The sequence below is a fragment of the Streptomyces sp. NBC_01689 genome (genome assembly GCF_036250675.1).
GTDB lineage: Bacteria > Actinomycetota > Actinomycetes > Streptomycetales > Streptomycetaceae > Streptomyces.
Genome location: NZ_CP109592.1, coordinates 417,843 through 433,718, shown reverse-complemented (window position 1 = coordinate 433,718; position 15,876 = coordinate 417,843). Strand labels below are relative to the sequence as shown.

Here is a 15,876-nt window from a genome sequence, read left to right as displayed (position 1 = left end):
TCACGCGCCGGCTCCCGCCGCGGCGACGGCAGGAGCGGCAGCCGAGCCCGTGACGATGCTCAAGGAGTCGGCGGTACCGCGGGGCGCTCCTCCTCCGGAGCGGCGGACGGGAGGCCCGTCTCCGAGGGCTCACCGGCCAGGGTGAACGTGATGCGGGTGCCGCCGGTGTACTCCGGGTCCACGAAGATCGTTCCGCCGTGGAACTCGACGATCTTCCTGCACATGGCCAGCCCGATGCCGCTGCCGTGGTACGCGTCCTTGGTGTGGAGCCGCTGGAAGATCACGAACACCTTCTCGGCGTACTCGGGCGCGATCCCGATGCCGTTGTCGGTGACCGTGAACTTCCACAGCCCACCGTCCTGTTCGGCGGACACATGGATCTTCGGTGCCTCTTGCGGGCGGCGGAACTTGACGGCGTTGCCGATCAGGTTCTGCCACAGCATGCCCATCTGCGTGGGGTCGGCCACCAGCGTCGGCAGCTCGTCCCGGGTGATCACGGCGCCCGCCTCCTCGATGCCGACGCTGAGCGCGGAAAGGCTCCGCTTCATCACCGCGTTGAGGTCGACACTCTGATGGGCGTGGTGGACGCGACCGACACGCGAGAACTCGAGGAGGTCGTTGATGAGGGTCTGCATACGGTTCGCGCCGTCGACCGCGAAGTCGATGTACTGATCGGCCCGGTCGTCGAGTTGCCCCCCGTAGCGCCGCTGCAGCAACTGGGTGAAGCTGGAGACCTTGCGCAGGGGTTCCTGGAGATCGTGCGAGGCCACGTAGGCGAACTGCTCCAGCTCCGCGTTGGACCGCTGGAGCTCCGTGGACTGCTCGTCGAGACGCAGTCGTGCGTCCTCGCTGAACTCCAGCTCACGTACGAGCCGTTGACGCATGGAGTCGATCTCGCCGCTCAACTGCCGCAGGTCCGCCGGACCGGTCGGGGTGATGGGACGGGCGAAGTCGCCGTCGGCGACGGCCCGCGCGTCCGCCCCGAGCCGCTCCAGCGGTGAGGTGATGCCACGGCGCAGCGCGTCGAAGACCACTCCCGCCAGGACGGCGATGAGTACGGCGATCGCGCTGAACAACCAGTTCCGCACCTTCATCGTGGAAGCGAGGTCCGCACGCGCCCGGACCCGGCCGGACCGCAGCCCGTCCTGCTGGGTGGCCATGCTCGCACGGACCTTGTCGAAGGCCGTCTTGCCTTCCGCGGCACGCTCGGTGGCCAGCGCCGAGGGCGCTCCGGCCGGAGAGGCGGCGATCGGCCGGGCGAACCGGTCCTGCCACGTCTCCACGGCGTCCTGGACGGCCCTCAGATCACGCAGACCGGCCCTGTCGCCCTGGAGCAGCTCCGAGAGCGTCGCGGTGTACGTCTTCTGGTCGGCGAGTCCCTGCCGATAGGGTTTGAGGAAGTCCGGCGTGCCGGTGAGCCCGTAACCCCGGATACCGGTCTCCTGGTTGAGGAGTGCCGACTCCAGGCGGATCGAGGTGGTCAGGGCGGGGGACTTCACGTCCACGAGACTGTCGCTGATCGACGCCGTCCGTCCGAGGATCCACGCTCCGGTCACACCGAGCAGGGCCAGGACGGTCAAGGAGACGGCCACCCCGACACGAAGCCATCGCCGCGTCGTCCACGTGGAAAGCCCCCGCGCACGCGGAATCCTCTCGTCGCCGGTCATTCCTCGACTCCTCCACTGTGACGGCCGCCTTCGAAGCGGCGCAGCGCACACTGTAGAGGGCGAGCGACAACCGTTGTTGTCGCGGGGGCCGTCCGGGGCCTAGTGTGCGGGTGTGCCTGGCAAGAACTTCGTCGTGCGGACCACCCCGCAGGAGACGGCCGCAGTCGCGGATGCGGCGGTCGGCGATCTCGCGCGGCGCATCGCCCTGCAACTCCTGGAAGACCCCCCACATCCCCCGTCAGCGGACGAACCGACGCGGGCCCTGACCCGGCTGCACGTACTGACCCACCTCCAACGGGCCGCCGAACGGCTCCAGCGGGACGCGGCCGCCGAGGCCGCCCGCGCGGGCGCCGGATACCCACAGATCGGCGAGGCGTGCGACATGACGCGCCAAGGCGCCCGACGCCGCTGGCCGGGGCTCTTCCACCACTCCGACGAAGCACCCATGGAGCGTCCGATGATGACCACCCCCGCCCGCCCCTTCGACGTGCTGCTCGTCGAGGACGACATCGCCGACGCCATGCTGATCGAGGAAGCTCTCTCCGAGCGAGGGGCCCGCAACCTGGTCCAGGTCACCGACGGAGTGGCCGCGCTGGAATACCTGCGCACCCAGGACAACGCGCGCCCCGATCTCATCGTGCTCGACCTGAACATGCCCCGGATGAACGGCCGGGACCTGCTCCGCGTCCTGAAGGCCGACGAGGACCTGCAGACCATCCCCGTGGTCGTCCTCACCACGTCCGCGGCACCCGACGACGTCGTCGGGGCGTACAACAGCCACGCCAACGCCTACGTCACCAAGCCGGTGAACCTCGCGGAGTTCGAGCAGGCCGTCCAGAGCATCGACGCGTTCTACCTCGAGACCGCGACGCGTCCGCCTCGCACCTGAGCGATCGGCCTTGCGGTGTGCGGCCTACGTGGTGTGACGCATCCGTGGTGTGAGGCGCGTCGCTCGTGTCGCGTGTGCCGTGCCCGGCACGCGGGGGTCCGCATGCGTACCGCGCTCCGTTCCCGGGCCGACTGGCAGACTGGCCGGTCTCCCGGTCGGCCGGCCAGTCGGCAGGTGGAAGGAGGCTAGAGGAAGCGGCGGATCGGTACGACGGCCGCCTCGCGTGCCCGCTGCACCACGGAGCGCCGCTTCCAGCGCCCTTCCTTGATCAGCGTGGCGGCTTTGACGTCCTCGTCGAAATGACCGTCGAGGACCGCGGTGAACCGCTGGTCCAGCACCGCGAGCATGATCTCCTCGTCGTGATCGAGGGACCGGCGGTTGAAGTTGGTGGAGCCGACCAGGGAGGCGACGCCGTCCACGGTGATGACCTTGGCGTGCATCATCGTCGGCTGGTACTGGTAGATCTTCACGCCGCAGGCGGTGAGATCCTCATAGTAGTTCTGCCCGGCCAGCTGACATACCCGCTTGTCGGTGTGCGGGCCGGGCAGCAGGATCTCGACCTCCACGCCTCGGCGGGCGGTGGCACAGAGGAGTTCGATGAAGTAGGCGTCCGGTGAGAAATAGGCGGTCGCCAGCCGGAAGCGGTCCTCGGCCGACTCCAGCATCACGCGGATCAGGGTCTGCATGTCCTGCCAACCGAAGCTGGCCGAGCCGCGCACGACCTGCACCACCGCGTCGCCGTCCGGCCGGTGCGGGACGAACCGGTCGCGGTCGTCGAAGAGTTCGTCGTGGCACTCTGCCCAGTTCTGCGCGAACGCGGCGGCGACGCCGTCCACGGCCGGCCCGCGGAGTTCGACGTGCGTGTCACGCCACTCGTGCTCCGTGCGCGCGTCGCCGCACCACTCCTCCGCGATGCCCACCCCGCCGGTGAAGGCCGTCTGTTCGTCCACGACGAGGACCTTGCGATGGCAGCGGTGATTCTGCTTGAACGGCGAGAGCGCCAACGGCTTGCGGAACCAGGCGACTTGCACGCCCGCCTGCTCCATCGCCCGCAGCAGGTCCTTTTCGATCAGGCGGCTGCCGAAGCCGTCCAGCAGCAGGCGCACCCGCACACCCGCCCGTGCTCTGTCCGCCAGCGCCCGCGCGAACTCCCGGGCTATGTCGCCCTTCCAGTACACGAACGTCATCATGTCGACGGTGTGTTCCGCGGACCGGATGGCGGCCAGCATCGCCGGGAAGATCTCGTCTCCGTTGCGCAGGGCGGTGAGGGTGTTGCCCTCCGTCGCCGCGATACCGATCAGACGCTCAAGGCGGCGTCGTATACGCCTCGCGCGTTCCTGGACCGTCGCGGGGTCCGACCTGCCGACGCCGCGCGAGGCCACCGTCGGCTCGTCCTGGGTGCTCGTCATGCCGACACCCGGCCCGGGCCCGGACGGGTCGCGTCCTGTGCGCCCCGGCCACGGGGAGCCGTCACCGTCACCGGACCGCTCGGGATCGAACCGGCTGCATGGGGTCTGTCCGGCCGCAACATCCGCATCGTCGGGGGCCGCCTTTCTGGATCGTCAGGACCTGTCTCGGAGACCGGTTGCCCCGCAATGCCAGGTCACACGCACTTTCGGTCCCCAAGTTGCGCGCTCACGGAGGGGTACCTAATGTTACGTCCAGTGATGACGCCGGCTAGGTGAGTGTCGGCAGTGCTGACTACGGTGGCCGGCGTCGACGGCTTGTCGCCGCCGTCTCCGGGCCGGGGGCGGGTCGCCCGGCGGCGGGAATTCAGCCGCGACCGCAGGAGAGCGGTGCCGGCGGCAGGAACGGAGTGTCGCTCCCGGGTGTGCCGTGTCAGCCGCAGGAATTCTGTGCCGGATTTCCCGGTGGCGCGACGAGACATCTGGCCGATGAGACGCACATGGGACGCACGGCTGATGAGACATTCGGCTCTCGAGGGTGCTCTCCCGGAAACGATGGATTCACCCAAGGAGATCCACCATGTCAGAAAATCTCCGGCTGCCGTCCCGGCGTCTGTTCCTCTCCACCTCGGCCGCCGCGATGACCGCGGTGGCCACCGGTGCTTTCGGCCTCTACGCCAACAGGTACTCCGGAAAACCCGTGGCGGCCGGAGAGAGAGCGAGCATCCGCCCCTTCCGCGTGAACATACCGGAGCGGGAGCTCACCGAGTTGCGGCGACGCATCATGGCGGCACGGTGGCCGGACCGGGAGACGGTCAAGGACCAGTCCCAGGGCGTTCAGTTGGCGACGATGAAAGAGCTCGCCCACTACTGGGGGACGAGCTACAACTGGCGGAAGATCGAGGACAAGCTCAACTCCTTGCCGCAGTTCACGACGGAGATCGACGGACTCGACATCCACTTCATCCACGTCCGATCCCGTCATGAGAACGCGCTGCCCCTGATCCTGACCCACGGCTGGCCCGGGTCCGTCCTGGAATTCCTCAAGGTGATCGACCCGCTCAGCAACCCCACGGCACACGGGGGACGCGCGGAGGACGCCTTCCACCTGGTCATACCGTCCATGCCCGGGTACGGGTTCTCCGAGAGGCCGACCACCACCGGCTGGAACCCGGACCGGATCGCACGTGCCTGGGCCGTGCTGATGGAGCGCCTCGGGTACGAGCACTACGTCTCCCAGGGCGGCGACTGGGGCGCCGTGATCTCGGACAAGATGGCGATCCAGAAGCCCGCGGGACTTCTGGGCATCCACGTGAACTTCCCGGCCACGGTCCCCGCCGACATCGCGAAGAAGCTCGCCTGCGGTGACCCTGTCCCAGCCGGCCTGACCGCCGACGAGAAGGCCGCCTACGAGAAGCTCGCCACCTTCTACAAGACGGGATCGGGATACTCCGCCATGATGGTCACCCGTCCGCAGACCGAAGGGTACGGACTGACGGACTCGCCCGTCGGACTGGCCGCCTGGATGTACGACAAGTTCGCCGCGTGGACCTACAGCGACGGGCACCCCGAACGGGTGCTCACCAAGGACGAGATGCTCGACGACATCACGCTCTACTGGGTCACGAACACCGCCGTGTCGTCCTCGCGTCTCTACTGGGAGAACAACGCCAACAACTTCAACGCCGTGTCGGTCTCCCTCCCGGCCGCGATCACGGTGTTCCCCGGCGAGATCTACCAGGCACCGCGGAGCTGGGCCGAGCGCAGCTACCACGACCTCTTCTACTACAACAAGGTCGACAGGGGCGGCCACTTCGCGGCCTGGGAGGTGCCTGACCTGTTCAGCAGGGAACTCCGGTCCGCGTTCGGGGAGTTGCGGAAATCCCTGGGAGGGATCGGGAAATAGGGGCTTCGCGACCGAAGTCGGGATGCCGCGCGGGAGGGGGCGAATCGCGGAGGATGGTCCAATGACGACCACTTCCCAGGCACTCTCCTTCGACTAAAGTCAGGTGTCGGCAGTGTTCTGACTCAGAGGTTGTCTCACGTGGCACGTTGCGCGAGCTTCTTGTAGCAGGTCAGGGCGGCGGCCAGGGCCAGGCCTCGGCTCCGCCAGTCGTCGCGGACCATGTACGGGATCTTGAGACCACGAGCGGCCCATGGCAGGCTCATGCCGCATGATCGATGAATTCGCGAAGGACAACCTGCACGGGAGACTGCGGCGGGATCGCGAGGCACTGCTCTGGAAACTCGACGGCCTGTCCGAATACGACGCCCGCCGACCGTTGACAGTGACCGGGACCAACCTCCTCGGTCTGGTCAAACACGTGGCCAGTGTCGAGGCCAGGTACTTCGGCGAGGTCTTCGACCGCCCTACCCCGGAACCGCTGCCAAGGTGGCAGGACCACTCCTACGGCAGCGATCTGTGGGCGACTGAGGACGAGACCCGCGATCAGATCATCGGGTTCTACCGGCGCACATGGGAACACTCGGACGCGACGATCAACGAGCTTCCCCTCGACGCCCTGGGCCACGTGCCGTGGTGGCCGGAGCCATATGCCGACACGAACCTGTTCGCCATCCTGGTCCATGTCCTCGGCGAGTCCAACCGACATGCCGGACACGCCGACATCCTGCGCGAGGGCATCGACGGCCGGACCGGGATGCGCGCCGAACACGAGAAGCAGGTCGACGAGGAAGCCCGTGCAGCCTACTGCGCGAAGATCGAGCAGGCCGCCAGGTCGGCCGCACCGATCAAGGCATGATGCCGGTCCTGCGGGGGGGGGGGCCTGATCTGTCGAAGCGTCTGGTTCCTGATGAACTCCGCGAGCCGGCCGCCCGGTTAGGGAAGGGGCTCGCGCTTCCTCGCCTTCCTCGGCCTGGCCGCCACCCTGATCTGCTACAGGGAGCTCGGTGGCCGAAGCTGCCGAAGCGAAAGTCCTCCGCGAGGAAGATGAAGTAGTCACCGTCGGGATACGGGCTCAGTGGCCAGGCAGGTCGACCAGGACCCCCAACCTTCTGAGGTGCGACGCGAAACGACATGTGCTGCCAGTCGAAGGCGAGCAAGGTCCGGCCCTCCCGGCGGCACCGGGCGTCGAGGGAAAAGCGCTGAACGCCGTGGGAAGGCATGGCTTCCCACGGCGTTCAGGGTCCGGGTCCGTCCGGGGCCTCTCCGTCCTCTCGGCCCCTCGGTCCTCCTACTTCGCTTCGGTCTCGGCGGGCTCCTTGGTGAATGCCGCCGCCGTGGTGCGCAGCGGTACCTCCTTGATGAAGAAGGCCAGTACGAAGGCGAACACCAGCACCGCGGCGCCGACCAGGAACGCCACCGTGACCGCGTTCGTGAAGCCGACCTTGAAGGGGTGGGCGAGGACCGGGTCGAGGTGGCTGAGGAACGACGTGTCGTTCAGCGTGCCCACCGAACCGGAGGACGCGGATGTGAGCGTCTTGACCTGGTCGGGGTGGGCCTGGGCCGCGGCCTGGAAGGCGGCCGTGCCGCGCGCGTCGGCGAAGGCCTCGCTGATCTTGTCGCCCACCACGGAGTAGACGATCGACAAGAACACGGCGACGCCCGCCGTGCCGCCCATCTGCCGGAAGAACGTGGTGGACGAGGTGGCGACACCGATGTCGCGCGGGGGCACGGCGTTCTGCATGGCCAGCACGATGGTCTGCATGTTCAGACCGAGGCCGGCGCCGACCACGAACATGGCGAGGTCGGTGTACACGAGGCCGCTGTCGGCCGTCAGCCGCCACAGCATGAGCATGCCGATGACGAGCAGGCCGCCGCCGATGATCGGGAAGATCTTGTATCGGCCGGTACGTGAGGTGATCTGGCCCGCGACGACCGAGAGCGCCATGATGCCCAGCACCAGGGGCAGGGTCAGCAGCCCGGCCTTGGTGGGGGAGTTGCCCTTGACGAGCTGCAGGTAGAGCGGCAGCAGCGTGATGCCGCCGAACATGCCGATACCGATGATCGTCGACTGGGCGGCGCCCACGGCGAACACACCGTTGCGGAAGAGGCGCATCGGCAGCAGGGCGTCGTCTCCGGCCCGGCGTTCGGCGAACAGGAAGCTGACGATGCCGAGCGCGCCGATGACGTAGCAGACGACGGAGGAGGTGGAACCCCAGCCCCACGTCCTGCCCTGCTCCGCGACGATCAGCAGCGGCACCAGGGCGACCATGAGCGAGACGGCGCCCGCGAAGTCGATGCGGTGCTCGCGCCGGTTGTGCTCCAGGTGGAGGACCTTGGCCACCACGATGAGCGCCACGATGCCGATCGGTACGTTGATGAGGAAGATCCAGCGCCAGCCGTCGATGCCGAGGAGGGTGTTCTGGCCGGCCAGCGCGCCGCCCACCACCGGCCCGAGCACGCTCGACGTGCCGAAGACGGCCATGAAGTACCCCTGGTACTTCGCCCGTTCACGCGGCGGGATGATGTCACCGATGATCGCGAAGGCGAGGGAGAACAGACCGCCCGCGCCTATGCCCTGGAAGGCGCGGAACGCGGCGAGCATGTACATCGAGGTGGAGAGCGTGCAGAGCGCCGAGCCGGTGATGAACACCGCGATGGCGAAGAGGAAGAAGGGCTTGCGTCCGTACTGGTCGGACAGCTTGCCGTACATCGGGGTGGCGATCGTCGAGGTGATGAGGAACGCGGTGGTCACCCATGCCTGCGCGGTCAGCCCGTTGAGGCTCTCACCGATCTTGTAGATCGCCGTCGAGACGACGGTCTGGTCGAGGGCCGCCAGGAACATCCCGAGCAGCAGTCCGGACAGGATCACCATGATCTGCTGGTGGGTGTAGCCGGTTCTCGGCGCTTCCCCCGTACCGGCGGGGCCGGTCCCGGCGGACGCGGCGCTGGTGGAACTCATGCGGTGGACTCCTCCTGGCTCACCGGCGGACGGAAACCCTTCCAGTCCTTTGCCGCGAGCGCGGTCTTGTACGTTTCGAAGTCGTCGATGAAGCGCACCAGCAGTGTGGCCAGCTTCTCGCGATCATGGTTGTCCCATGCGTGGAGCATCTCCTCGAAGTGCGCGTCGCGCGACCGTGTCCGGTCGGCGACGGAGTGCCGCGCCTTGTCGGTGGCGACCAGCTGGCATGCGCGGCCGTCATCGGCGTCGGAGCGCTTCTCGAGGAAGCCGTCACGTACGAGTTGTGCCACGTGACGGCTGACGGTGGAGGGGTCGGAGTCGACCAACTCCGCCAGCTTCTTGACTCGCATGGGTCCGTGCTTCACCAGCACGCTCATCAAGATCTGGACCGACCAGTCGATGTCGTCGCGAGCCCGGTCCAGCAGCTGCGCGCGGGTGCGGATGAACATCCGCATCAGGCGGTCGACGCCCTCGGAAAGCTGCCGGATGGGCTCAGAGCCCTCGGACTCCCCGGGTGACGTGCTGTGATCCCTCTCGGGGGGCGGATGGCCCACGCCTGTGCCTCTCGTGACGTCCTCAACCAGTTGCATGTGTCGCGCAACTATATGCCATCCCGGAGGCATCCGAAGCCGACGGCAGAGATGCGCTGCGCGGGGGGAGGGCGGGGCCGTAGCGGGATACGTCGACACCGCCCATCGAGCAGTCGCTCTGACGTCAGCGCCACGGTGTTGCCGCCGTTCCGGCTCCCGTGCGCGGTGTGTGAGCCGCTCCGATCGAGCGCTGCAGGCCGGCCGGCAAGATCGCCGCGTTCACGACGCAGCACAGCCGCGGGGCGGGCACCCGGCCCTCCGGGGCGAGGCAGGCCTCGCCCATCACGGCGGTGCCAGCTGACGCATAGGCGGCGAGGCCGGTGTCGCGTACGGGCCGGCTCCGGCCCGTAGGCAGGACGTGGATGAACGGCAGCGTGCCGGGGCGCGGGCGGTCGGCTTCATCGCGCAGATGCGCCGGGCTCAGCGGCGGGGCGGACAGCACCCTCGGCGGGCAGTTGTCCAGGAGGGTGCGGGTGCGCTCCTGTCCCTCGGGCCAGCGGTATCAGGCGGGCGCCGAACCAGCCCGCCGGGCGGTGCGGCGGTGCGGACGGTCCTCTGTGGACGGCGGTTCCTGGACGTGGCGGTCACGCGTCATCGCGTCGGCTCCGACGGGTACGTGGAGGCAGCGGCGATCTCCCGCCAGAAGCCGATGATCATCTGCTCGAACCGCAGCCCCACCTCCAAGGTGGCGCGTTGCGGCGATCCGGCCCCGAGCCGCCCGGACGCCACCAGCCCCTCGTATTCCGCCAGCCGGGCCCCGTGGGCCTGGATCTGCTCCGCGGCGAGGCGGCCCACCGCGTCGCCGTCGTTCTCGGCGTCCGCGAAGTCCGGGGACTGGAAATACAGTCGCAGCAGACCCTCGTCATGGATCTCGGTCACCGCCTGCGTAGGGGTGGTGAGCCACTGCCGTAGCTCTCGTCGGCCTTCGTCCGTGAGTGACAACGTACGGCGACGGCGGCCGCCTCGCTCCTGGTGTTCCACGACCAGGCCGTGCCGCACCAGCCGCCCGGCCTCCTCGTAGAGCTGCGAGCGGGGGAAGGACCAGAAGTACCCGATGCTCCCGCGGATGTGCTGGTCGAGTTGGTACGGAGTCGCCCCGGGGTGCCGGTCCAGCAGGCCGAGCACGACATACGCGCTCATCGGAAGGGTGGTCGGCATCGCTGTCTCCTGGTCCAGATGTTCTGAATCTCAATATTCCAGATTGGAACGTCCCGACCGTACCGTAGTCATGGTCGGTCGAAGGGAGACAACGTGACCAGTGAAACTTTCACCAACCGGTACCTCGTCGCGGGCAACTACGCTCCTCTCCAAGAGGAGACGACTACGTCCTCTCTGCCCGTCACCGGTGAACTGCCGCGCGAACTCAACGGCCGCTACCTGCGGATCGGCCCGAACCCCCGCGGCGATGTCGACCCGGCCACCCACCACTGGTTCAACGGAGCCGGGATGGTGCACGGCATCCGGCTGCGTGAAGGCAAGGCCGAGTGGTACCGCAGCCGGTTCGTCGAGAGCGAGCGGGGCGCGCCCAACACGAACGTCCTCAGCCACGCCGGCCGCATCCTCACCCTCATCGAGGCCGGCAGGCCGCCGGTGGAGATCAGCCCGGACCTCGACCGTATGGCGATCTGGGACTGCGACGGCGCTCTCAGCCGCGGCTTCACCGCCCATCCGAAGGTCGACCCGGTCACCGGCGACCTGCACGCCATCACCTACAACCCGCGTCACAGCTCGCTCCGTTACGTGGTGCTCGGAGCCGACGGCGCGGCCAGGCACAGCAGTGACATCGACGTCGACGACGGCCCGATGGTCCACGACATGGCGCTCACGGAATCCCGCGTGGTCGTGCTCGACCTCCCTGTCACCCTGGCCGCCGCCCGACGTCTCGCACAGGGCGGCGGGCCCCTCACCCGACTGCCCCTCACCTGGGACGACCGCCACCCCGCGCGGATCGGGATCCTGCCGATCGACGGGACGGCGGCACAGGTGCGCTGGATCGAGGCGCCCCGCTGCTTCGTCTTCCACGTCCTCAACGCCTTCGACAACGCCGACGGTTCGCTGACGATGGACGTCATCCGGTACGACCGCATGTTCGTCAGGGACGTCTGGGGGCCGAGCGATTCCGAGCCGACGCTGGTGCGCTGGACCGTCAACACCGACCGGGGCAGCGTCAACGAGGAGGTGATCAGCGAATACCGCGTCGAGTTCCCGCGCGTCGATCCCGCGCTGACCGGCCGTGCGCACCGCTACGGATGGTTCGCCGGGTTCAGCGCCCACGGTCTGATGATCACCGACGACGTCGAGCGCGACCCCACCGACGGCTTCGGCACCGGCCCGCTGGTCAAGGTCGACACCCGCACGGGTGACACCACCGTCCATGACTACGGTCCGGGACGGGTCACGATGGAGCCCGCCTTCGTACCGCGCCGGGACGCCGTGTGCGAGGACGACGGCTGGATTCTCTCGGTCGTCCACGACGCCCACGCCGGCCGTGCCGAACTGGTCGTCCTCGACGCGGCCGACCTGGGCGCCGCTCCGGTCGCGCGGGTGCACCTGCCCCATCGTGTGCCCTTCGGCTTCCACGGGAACTGGATCGACGACAACGACCTCGCCTAGCCGGAGCGCGGAAGCGCCTCGGTCAGCGGTCCGCGGAGCCCTTGGACGACGAGCCGCCCGCCACCGCGTCCACCAGGTCGCACGTCTCGGTCTGACAGGAACCGTGCCACGGTGTGTGGATGTGGTCTCGACGATGCCGCGCAGAAGGGTCAGGAAGACCACGGTCAGGGGAATCAGGGACGCCTCGGCCGGGGTCACCGCGTGGAGTTGGCGGTGGAGCCAGGGTCGCGCGAGTTCGCGGTGGGTGGTGCCCGGGCGTCGGGTCAGGGCCAGGCGGGAGACCGGCGCCACGCCGATGCCGGTCCCGACCAAGGCCTGGGCGACGTCGTAGGAGGCCGTCCGGAACCTGATACTGGGAGTGAACGCGGCCTCGGCGGTTGCCTGGTCGAACTGCTGACGCGCCGCGCGGATGGTCACCCAGGACTCGTCGCGGAGTTCGTCCAGGTGAAGGGGGTTGGTATCCAAGGGGGTTCGCGCCGCGAGGGGGTGGTCGTCGGGGAGGACGACGACCATGGGGTCCAGCAGCAGCGGATGCACGGTGAGGTGCGGGGGGAGATCGGGTGAGCCTGAGGTGACCCCTCTCCGTGACGACATCCTCACGAGCGCCCGGTGGATCGCCCGCGCTCTCAACAGCTCCGGCTACAGGGCCGACTTCACTCCCGGAAGCCTCCGAGACGTCGAGCGGTTCATGGTGCAGCACAGCGACCACGGGGTTGCCGTGGCCGGGGGGCTCCTTGCGACAGGCCTGGGGCCAAGGCTGTTCGCTCTGGGTACCTACGTCGGCGAGACCGTCCGACAGAACGGCGGTGGTGCATGGGTCGTCAACGGCGACGGACCGACTGCCGAGATGAACATCGCCCTTCATCTGCCGGACGGTTCGGTCATCTGGCCCGTCCAGCGTGTGGTCAAACGATTCCACAATGGTCCTGAGGACGACATCACGTTCTACGGCGCCGGGCTCGGACTGACGGAAACATCGCCACGCCCCCGTCTCCGGTTCCGCCGCAAGCACTGACTGCCGTCGGCATGACGGGCTTCCGCGCCCACCGATTTGTCGACGGCGAGGCATTCGTGATGCTTTCGTCCGGGAGTGACGACAGCCTGAGACCGCGGCCCACCGACTGAGGTGGCAGGCGGCGGAGTTCGCCGAACGAAACCGGGGTGCGCGCGGTGCTCACCTGTCACGTCGACAGGGTCCCGCGCGCCACCCCCGGCACCCTCAGGGGGTCAGGGCCGGGCCAGACAGCCGTCCCAGAGCTCGGCCAGTCGTGCCGGAATCTCAGGAACGGCGGCGCAGCCCCGGGCATCGCGAGGGAACCCGTCACTTGCCACAAAGGTCCACGCGCCGCCCCCGGACTTGGTGAAGTACTTCTCCGCACCCCCGGCGTCCTGGAGTTGGACCAGCTCCCCTTCGGTCGCATCGGCCGTGGGGGTGAAGGAGGTCCCCGCGTGGAAGACGCCCCCGCACTCGCCGTAATAGAACGTGCCTTTGACCGGGACGAAGTGCGTCAGCCCCGGCTGCGCACGCCGATAGGCCGCAGTTACGGCCTCCTTGACCTCCGGAGGCACGACCAGGGAACGGCACCGGGGTGCGGTGGCCGACGGGGTCGAGACCGGTGCGGTCGGGGTGCCGACCACACCGGGCGGAGAATCCTTCCGCGAAGGGGTGGTCAGTGCGAAGGTACCGCCGGCCACCGACGCGACCAGGACGACCGCCAGAGCCGTGACAACCGACCGACGGCGGCGACGCAGGTCGTCGCCACGAGCCCGGACAGCCGCTGCGGGGCGTGCGCTGGTCCGCGCGGCAACCTCCTCGGATCCGCGGCGAAGGACGGCTTCGAAGTCCTCAGTCATGGTGGTGCACCTCCCGGTCGGCGGAGCCGACGGCATCGGTCGCGGCAGCGGGTACGTCGCGAGGGGGCACGGTCGCCGGTCCCGATCGGGGCCGGCCACCGGCACCGCGCGGGCGGTCACCCGCGATGTCGGACAGATGGGGAGCCATCAGCTGACGCCCGCGCGACAACCGGGCCTTGACCGTGCCCGACGCGACACCGGTCTCCCGCGCGGTCTCCTCGACGGACAGCCCGACGAGATGATGCAGCACGATCGCCCGCCGCTGCTCGTACGGGATACGCCGCAACGCCGCGACGATCGCGACGTAGTCAGGGCTCGCTCCGGGAACGTCGTCGAGCACACCGTGACGTCGATGGGCCGTGAGACGGTTGACCGCCTTCCGCCAGACGCTCACCCTGATGCGGCAGGCCACCGAACGCACCCACGCTGCCGGGTCGGCGTATCCGGACACCTTCTCCCAGTTCTGCCAGGCCCGCGCGAAGGCCTCCTGCACCAGGTCCTCCGCCTCGGCGAGGCTGCCGGTCATCGCGTACAACTGGCCTGTCAGCCGGTGCACATGACCGGCGTAGAAATCATCGAAGACGCGCGCATCGCGCATTGCCCCCTCCACATCAGTGACGTGAGGGCCTCGCCCTCATCACCTGGTCACGCCCGGAGAGGGCATGAGGTTGCGTGAGATGACGGGGCATGTGGGGCCGCGGGGCGGCGGCGTGGAAATGAGGGCGGGCCGCCCGGTACCGGGCAGTACGGAGTGACCGCTCGCCCCGGTGGGGGAGTTGAGGGCGCACGGCGGCCACGGGATAGCCTTCGACGACCTGTCGGCACGGTAGTTCCCCGTGTCGCACCGGCGGTGCTCCACGAAGGAGCGCGGTCCCGATGCGCGCCGTACGTGCCACTTGGCGCCCCCGCCGGAGGGATGACCGGAGGTCTTTCGGTGACCGATCCTGAGGCACCGGGTCGTGGGCGGCGCCTGCGAGAGGTCCGAGTCGTCGAGAACATGGGGGATCAATGGTGCGACGGTGGCTGGTGACAGGATGCTCGTCGGGGCTGGGACGGGCGCTGGCCGAGGCCGCGGCCGGCGCCGGGGACAGGGTGGCGGTCACCGCCCGTGACGTCGCCACCCTGGACCGTCTGTGCGACGCGTGGCCCGGACAGATCGTCCCGATCTCCTTGGAGCTGCGTGACACGGCCCAGTGCCAAGGGGCGGTCCGCACCGCAGCAGACCGGCTCGGCGGCATCGACGTACTCGTGAACAACGCCGGGGCGGGTCTGTTCGGCGCGATCGAAGAAGTCTCCGACACCGAAGTGCGCGACCAACTGGAGACCCTGGTCGTCGCGCCCTGGCGCCTGGTGCGGCTGGTGCTGCCTCTCATGCGGGCCCAGGGGCACGGACACATCGTGAATGTGTCGTCCCTGGCCGGCCGCATGGCGTTTCCCGGACTCGGCGCGTACGCGGCGGGGAAGTACGCCTTGGAAGGCATGAGCCAAGCGCTGGCCGCGGAAGTGGGCCCGGCGGGGATCCGCGTCACCGTGGTCGAACCCGGCTGCTTCGCCACCCGCTACGGAACGACGGTTTCCGAATCAAGGAGCCGGTTGTCCGCCTACGCGGACGCGACCACCGATACTCTGCACGGCCTGCGCGGCATGGCGGACGATCCCGGCACGGGACGACCCGAAGACTACGCCGAGCGGGTCCTCGACATCGTCGCGCGCGACGAACCAGGTCCCTTGCGCGTCCCGATCGGCGATGACGCGTACGCCTACCTCGAAGCGGCGGAACAGGAGTCCCGCCGGGAGCTGGCCGCAGCACGCGCACTCGTCCAGCGAACGCCGACCCTGCCGCTGTCGGATCCGGAAGAGCCGCAGGCGGCCCGGTGCGTCGCCTGACGTGCCGGCCACATGCCGAGGTTTGTGGCTTCTTCCTGGTCGTTCCTCTGCGAGACGCGACACGGAGCCGAGGGCTGGGCGGAACGTGGCCACCCAGCCCCGCGC

The 15,876-nt window shown here is 68.7% G+C and carries 15 protein-coding genes and 1 pseudogene; 6 read left to right on the top strand and 10 right to left on the bottom strand.

Annotation, left to right across the window (positions count from 1 at the left end; translation table 11 throughout):
* Positions 1 to 59: 59 nt before the first annotated feature.
* Positions 60 to 1,667: a sensor histidine kinase gene (locus OG776_RS01545; protein WP_329318313.1), complete on the bottom strand. Its 1,608-nt coding sequence runs from the start codon at positions 1,665 to 1,667 to the stop codon at positions 60 to 62.
* 112 nt (positions 1,668 to 1,779) lie between these two features.
* On the opposite strand from OG776_RS01545, the gene OG776_RS01540 reads away from it, so the two are divergent.
* Complete coding sequence (locus tag OG776_RS01540) at positions 1,780 to 2,556, top strand: response regulator (protein WP_148014344.1); 777 nt, start codon at positions 1,780 to 1,782, stop codon at positions 2,554 to 2,556.
* 185 nt (positions 2,557 to 2,741) lie between these two features.
* Here OG776_RS01540 and OG776_RS01535 read toward each other — a convergent pair whose 3' ends face one another.
* Positions 2,742 to 3,965, bottom strand: coding sequence for a phospholipase D-like domain-containing protein (locus OG776_RS01535; RefSeq protein WP_148014345.1), 1,224 nt, complete (start codon positions 3,963 to 3,965; stop codon positions 2,742 to 2,744).
* Between the two features lie 577 nt (positions 3,966 to 4,542).
* On the opposite strand from OG776_RS01535, the gene OG776_RS01530 reads away from it, so the two are divergent.
* Positions 4,543 to 5,868, top strand: coding sequence for an epoxide hydrolase family protein (locus tag OG776_RS01530; protein WP_148014346.1), 1,326 nt, complete (start codon positions 4,543 to 4,545; stop codon positions 5,866 to 5,868).
* 134 nt (positions 5,869 to 6,002) lie between these two features.
* On the opposite strand, the gene OG776_RS01525 is transcribed toward OG776_RS01530, so the two are convergent.
* On the bottom strand, positions 6,003 to 6,131 hold the full coding sequence (locus tag OG776_RS01525) for a hypothetical protein (RefSeq protein ID WP_261995041.1): 129 nt from the start codon (positions 6,129 to 6,131) through the stop codon (positions 6,003 to 6,005).
* Positions 6,132 to 6,136: 5 nt separating this feature from the next.
* Here OG776_RS01525 and OG776_RS01520 point away from each other — a divergent pair, with 5 nt between their 5' ends.
* Positions 6,137 to 6,724, top strand: a complete 588-nt coding sequence (locus OG776_RS01520; protein WP_148014347.1) for a DinB family protein — start codon at positions 6,137 to 6,139, stop codon at positions 6,722 to 6,724.
* Here OG776_RS01520 and OG776_RS01515 read toward each other — a convergent pair.
* The 4 genes from OG776_RS01515 to OG776_RS01500 form a co-directional block, all read right to left on the bottom strand.
* A complete protein-coding gene (locus tag OG776_RS01515; protein ID WP_443077344.1) occupies positions 6,714 to 7,001 on the bottom strand; it encodes a DUF2716 domain-containing protein in 288 nt (95 codons plus the stop codon). The genes OG776_RS01520 and OG776_RS01515 overlap by 11 nt on opposite strands.
* A gap of 155 nt (positions 7,002 to 7,156) precedes the next feature.
* Positions 7,157 to 8,827: an MDR family MFS transporter gene (locus OG776_RS01510; protein WP_261995043.1), complete on the bottom strand. Its 1,671-nt coding sequence runs from the start codon at positions 8,825 to 8,827 to the stop codon at positions 7,157 to 7,159.
* On the bottom strand, positions 8,824 to 9,276 hold the full coding sequence (locus OG776_RS01505; protein ID WP_187286061.1) for a MarR family winged helix-turn-helix transcriptional regulator: 453 nt from the start codon (positions 9,274 to 9,276) through the stop codon (positions 8,824 to 8,826). Before OG776_RS01505 ends, OG776_RS01510 begins: the two co-directional genes overlap by 4 nt.
* A gap of 732 nt (positions 9,277 to 10,008) precedes the next feature.
* A complete protein-coding gene (locus OG776_RS01500; RefSeq protein ID WP_329318304.1) occupies positions 10,009 to 10,575 on the bottom strand; it encodes a PadR family transcriptional regulator in 567 nt (188 codons plus the stop codon).
* Positions 10,576 to 10,668: 93 nt separating this feature from the next.
* Between OG776_RS01500 and OG776_RS01495 the strand changes: the two genes are divergently transcribed.
* Positions 10,669 to 12,030 carry a carotenoid oxygenase family protein gene (locus OG776_RS01495; RefSeq protein ID WP_261995044.1) on the top strand — a complete coding sequence of 454 codons (1,362 nt, stop codon included), beginning with the start codon at positions 10,669 to 10,671 and terminating at the stop codon, positions 12,028 to 12,030.
* A gap of 198 nt (positions 12,031 to 12,228) precedes the next feature.
* On the opposite strand, the pseudogene OG776_RS42325 reads toward OG776_RS01495, so the two are convergent.
* A pseudogene (locus tag OG776_RS42325) lies at positions 12,229 to 12,624 on the bottom strand (LysR substrate-binding domain-containing protein); the annotation flags it as partial.
* On the opposite strand from OG776_RS42325, the gene OG776_RS01490 reads away from it, so the two are divergent.
* Positions 12,542 to 13,045 (top strand): hypothetical protein, encoded by a 504-nt coding sequence (locus OG776_RS01490; RefSeq protein WP_329318302.1) that lies wholly within the window; start codon positions 12,542 to 12,544, stop codon positions 13,043 to 13,045. The pseudogene OG776_RS42325 and the gene OG776_RS01490 sit on opposite strands and share 83 nt — an antisense overlap.
* 212 nt (positions 13,046 to 13,257) lie before the next feature.
* Here the strand turns inward: OG776_RS01490 and OG776_RS01485 are convergent, their stop codons facing one another.
* Together OG776_RS01485 and OG776_RS01480 are read right to left on the bottom strand one after the other, a co-directional pair.
* On the bottom strand, positions 13,258 to 13,884 hold the full coding sequence (locus OG776_RS01485) for a hypothetical protein (protein ID WP_329318300.1): 627 nt from the start codon (positions 13,882 to 13,884) through the stop codon (positions 13,258 to 13,260).
* Complete coding sequence (locus tag OG776_RS01480; RefSeq protein WP_148014352.1) at positions 13,877 to 14,482, bottom strand: SigE family RNA polymerase sigma factor; 606 nt, start codon at positions 14,480 to 14,482, stop codon at positions 13,877 to 13,879. Before OG776_RS01480 ends, OG776_RS01485 begins: the two co-directional genes overlap by 8 nt.
* Positions 14,483 to 14,910: 428 nt before the next feature.
* Between OG776_RS01480 and OG776_RS01475 the strand changes: the two genes are divergently transcribed.
* On the top strand, positions 14,911 to 15,771 hold the full coding sequence (locus OG776_RS01475; RefSeq protein WP_329318297.1) for an SDR family oxidoreductase: 861 nt from the start codon (positions 14,911 to 14,913) through the stop codon (positions 15,769 to 15,771).
* Positions 15,772 to 15,876 lie beyond the last annotated feature (105 nt).

Coding starts and splice junctions, on each gene's coding strand:
- OG776_RS01510 (WP_261995043.1), bottom strand. CDS start 8,827: ATGAGTTCCACCAGCGCCGCGTCCGCCGGGACCGGCCCCGCCGGTACG.
- OG776_RS01505 (WP_187286061.1), bottom strand. CDS start 9,276: ATGTTCATCCGCACCCGCGCGCAGCTGCTGGACCGGGCTCGCGACGAC.
- OG776_RS01545 (WP_329318313.1), bottom strand. CDS start 1,667: ATGACCGGCGACGAGAGGATTCCGCGTGCGCGGGGGCTTTCCACGTGG.
- OG776_RS01525 (WP_261995041.1), bottom strand. CDS start 6,131: ATGAGCCTGCCATGGGCCGCTCGTGGTCTCAAGATCCCGTACATGGTC.
- OG776_RS01500 (WP_329318304.1), bottom strand. CDS start 10,575: ATGCCGACCACCCTTCCGATGAGCGCGTATGTCGTGCTCGGCCTGCTG.
- OG776_RS01480 (WP_148014352.1), bottom strand. CDS start 14,482: ATGCGCGATGCGCGCGTCTTCGATGATTTCTACGCCGGTCATGTGCAC.
- OG776_RS01530 (WP_148014346.1), top strand. CDS start 4,543: ATGTCAGAAAATCTCCGGCTGCCGTCCCGGCGTCTGTTCCTCTCCACC.
- OG776_RS01535 (WP_148014345.1), bottom strand. CDS start 3,965: ATGACGAGCACCCAGGACGAGCCGACGGTGGCCTCGCGCGGCGTCGGC.
- OG776_RS01515 (WP_443077344.1), bottom strand. CDS start 7,001: ATGTCGTTTCGCGTCGCACCTCAGAAGGTTGGGGGTCCTGGTCGACCT.
- OG776_RS01520 (WP_148014347.1), top strand. CDS start 6,137: ATGATCGATGAATTCGCGAAGGACAACCTGCACGGGAGACTGCGGCGG.
- OG776_RS01485 (WP_329318300.1), bottom strand. CDS start 13,884: ATGACTGAGGACTTCGAAGCCGTCCTTCGCCGCGGATCCGAGGAGGTT.
- OG776_RS01490 (WP_329318302.1), top strand. CDS start 12,542: ATGGGGTCCAGCAGCAGCGGATGCACGGTGAGGTGCGGGGGGAGATCG.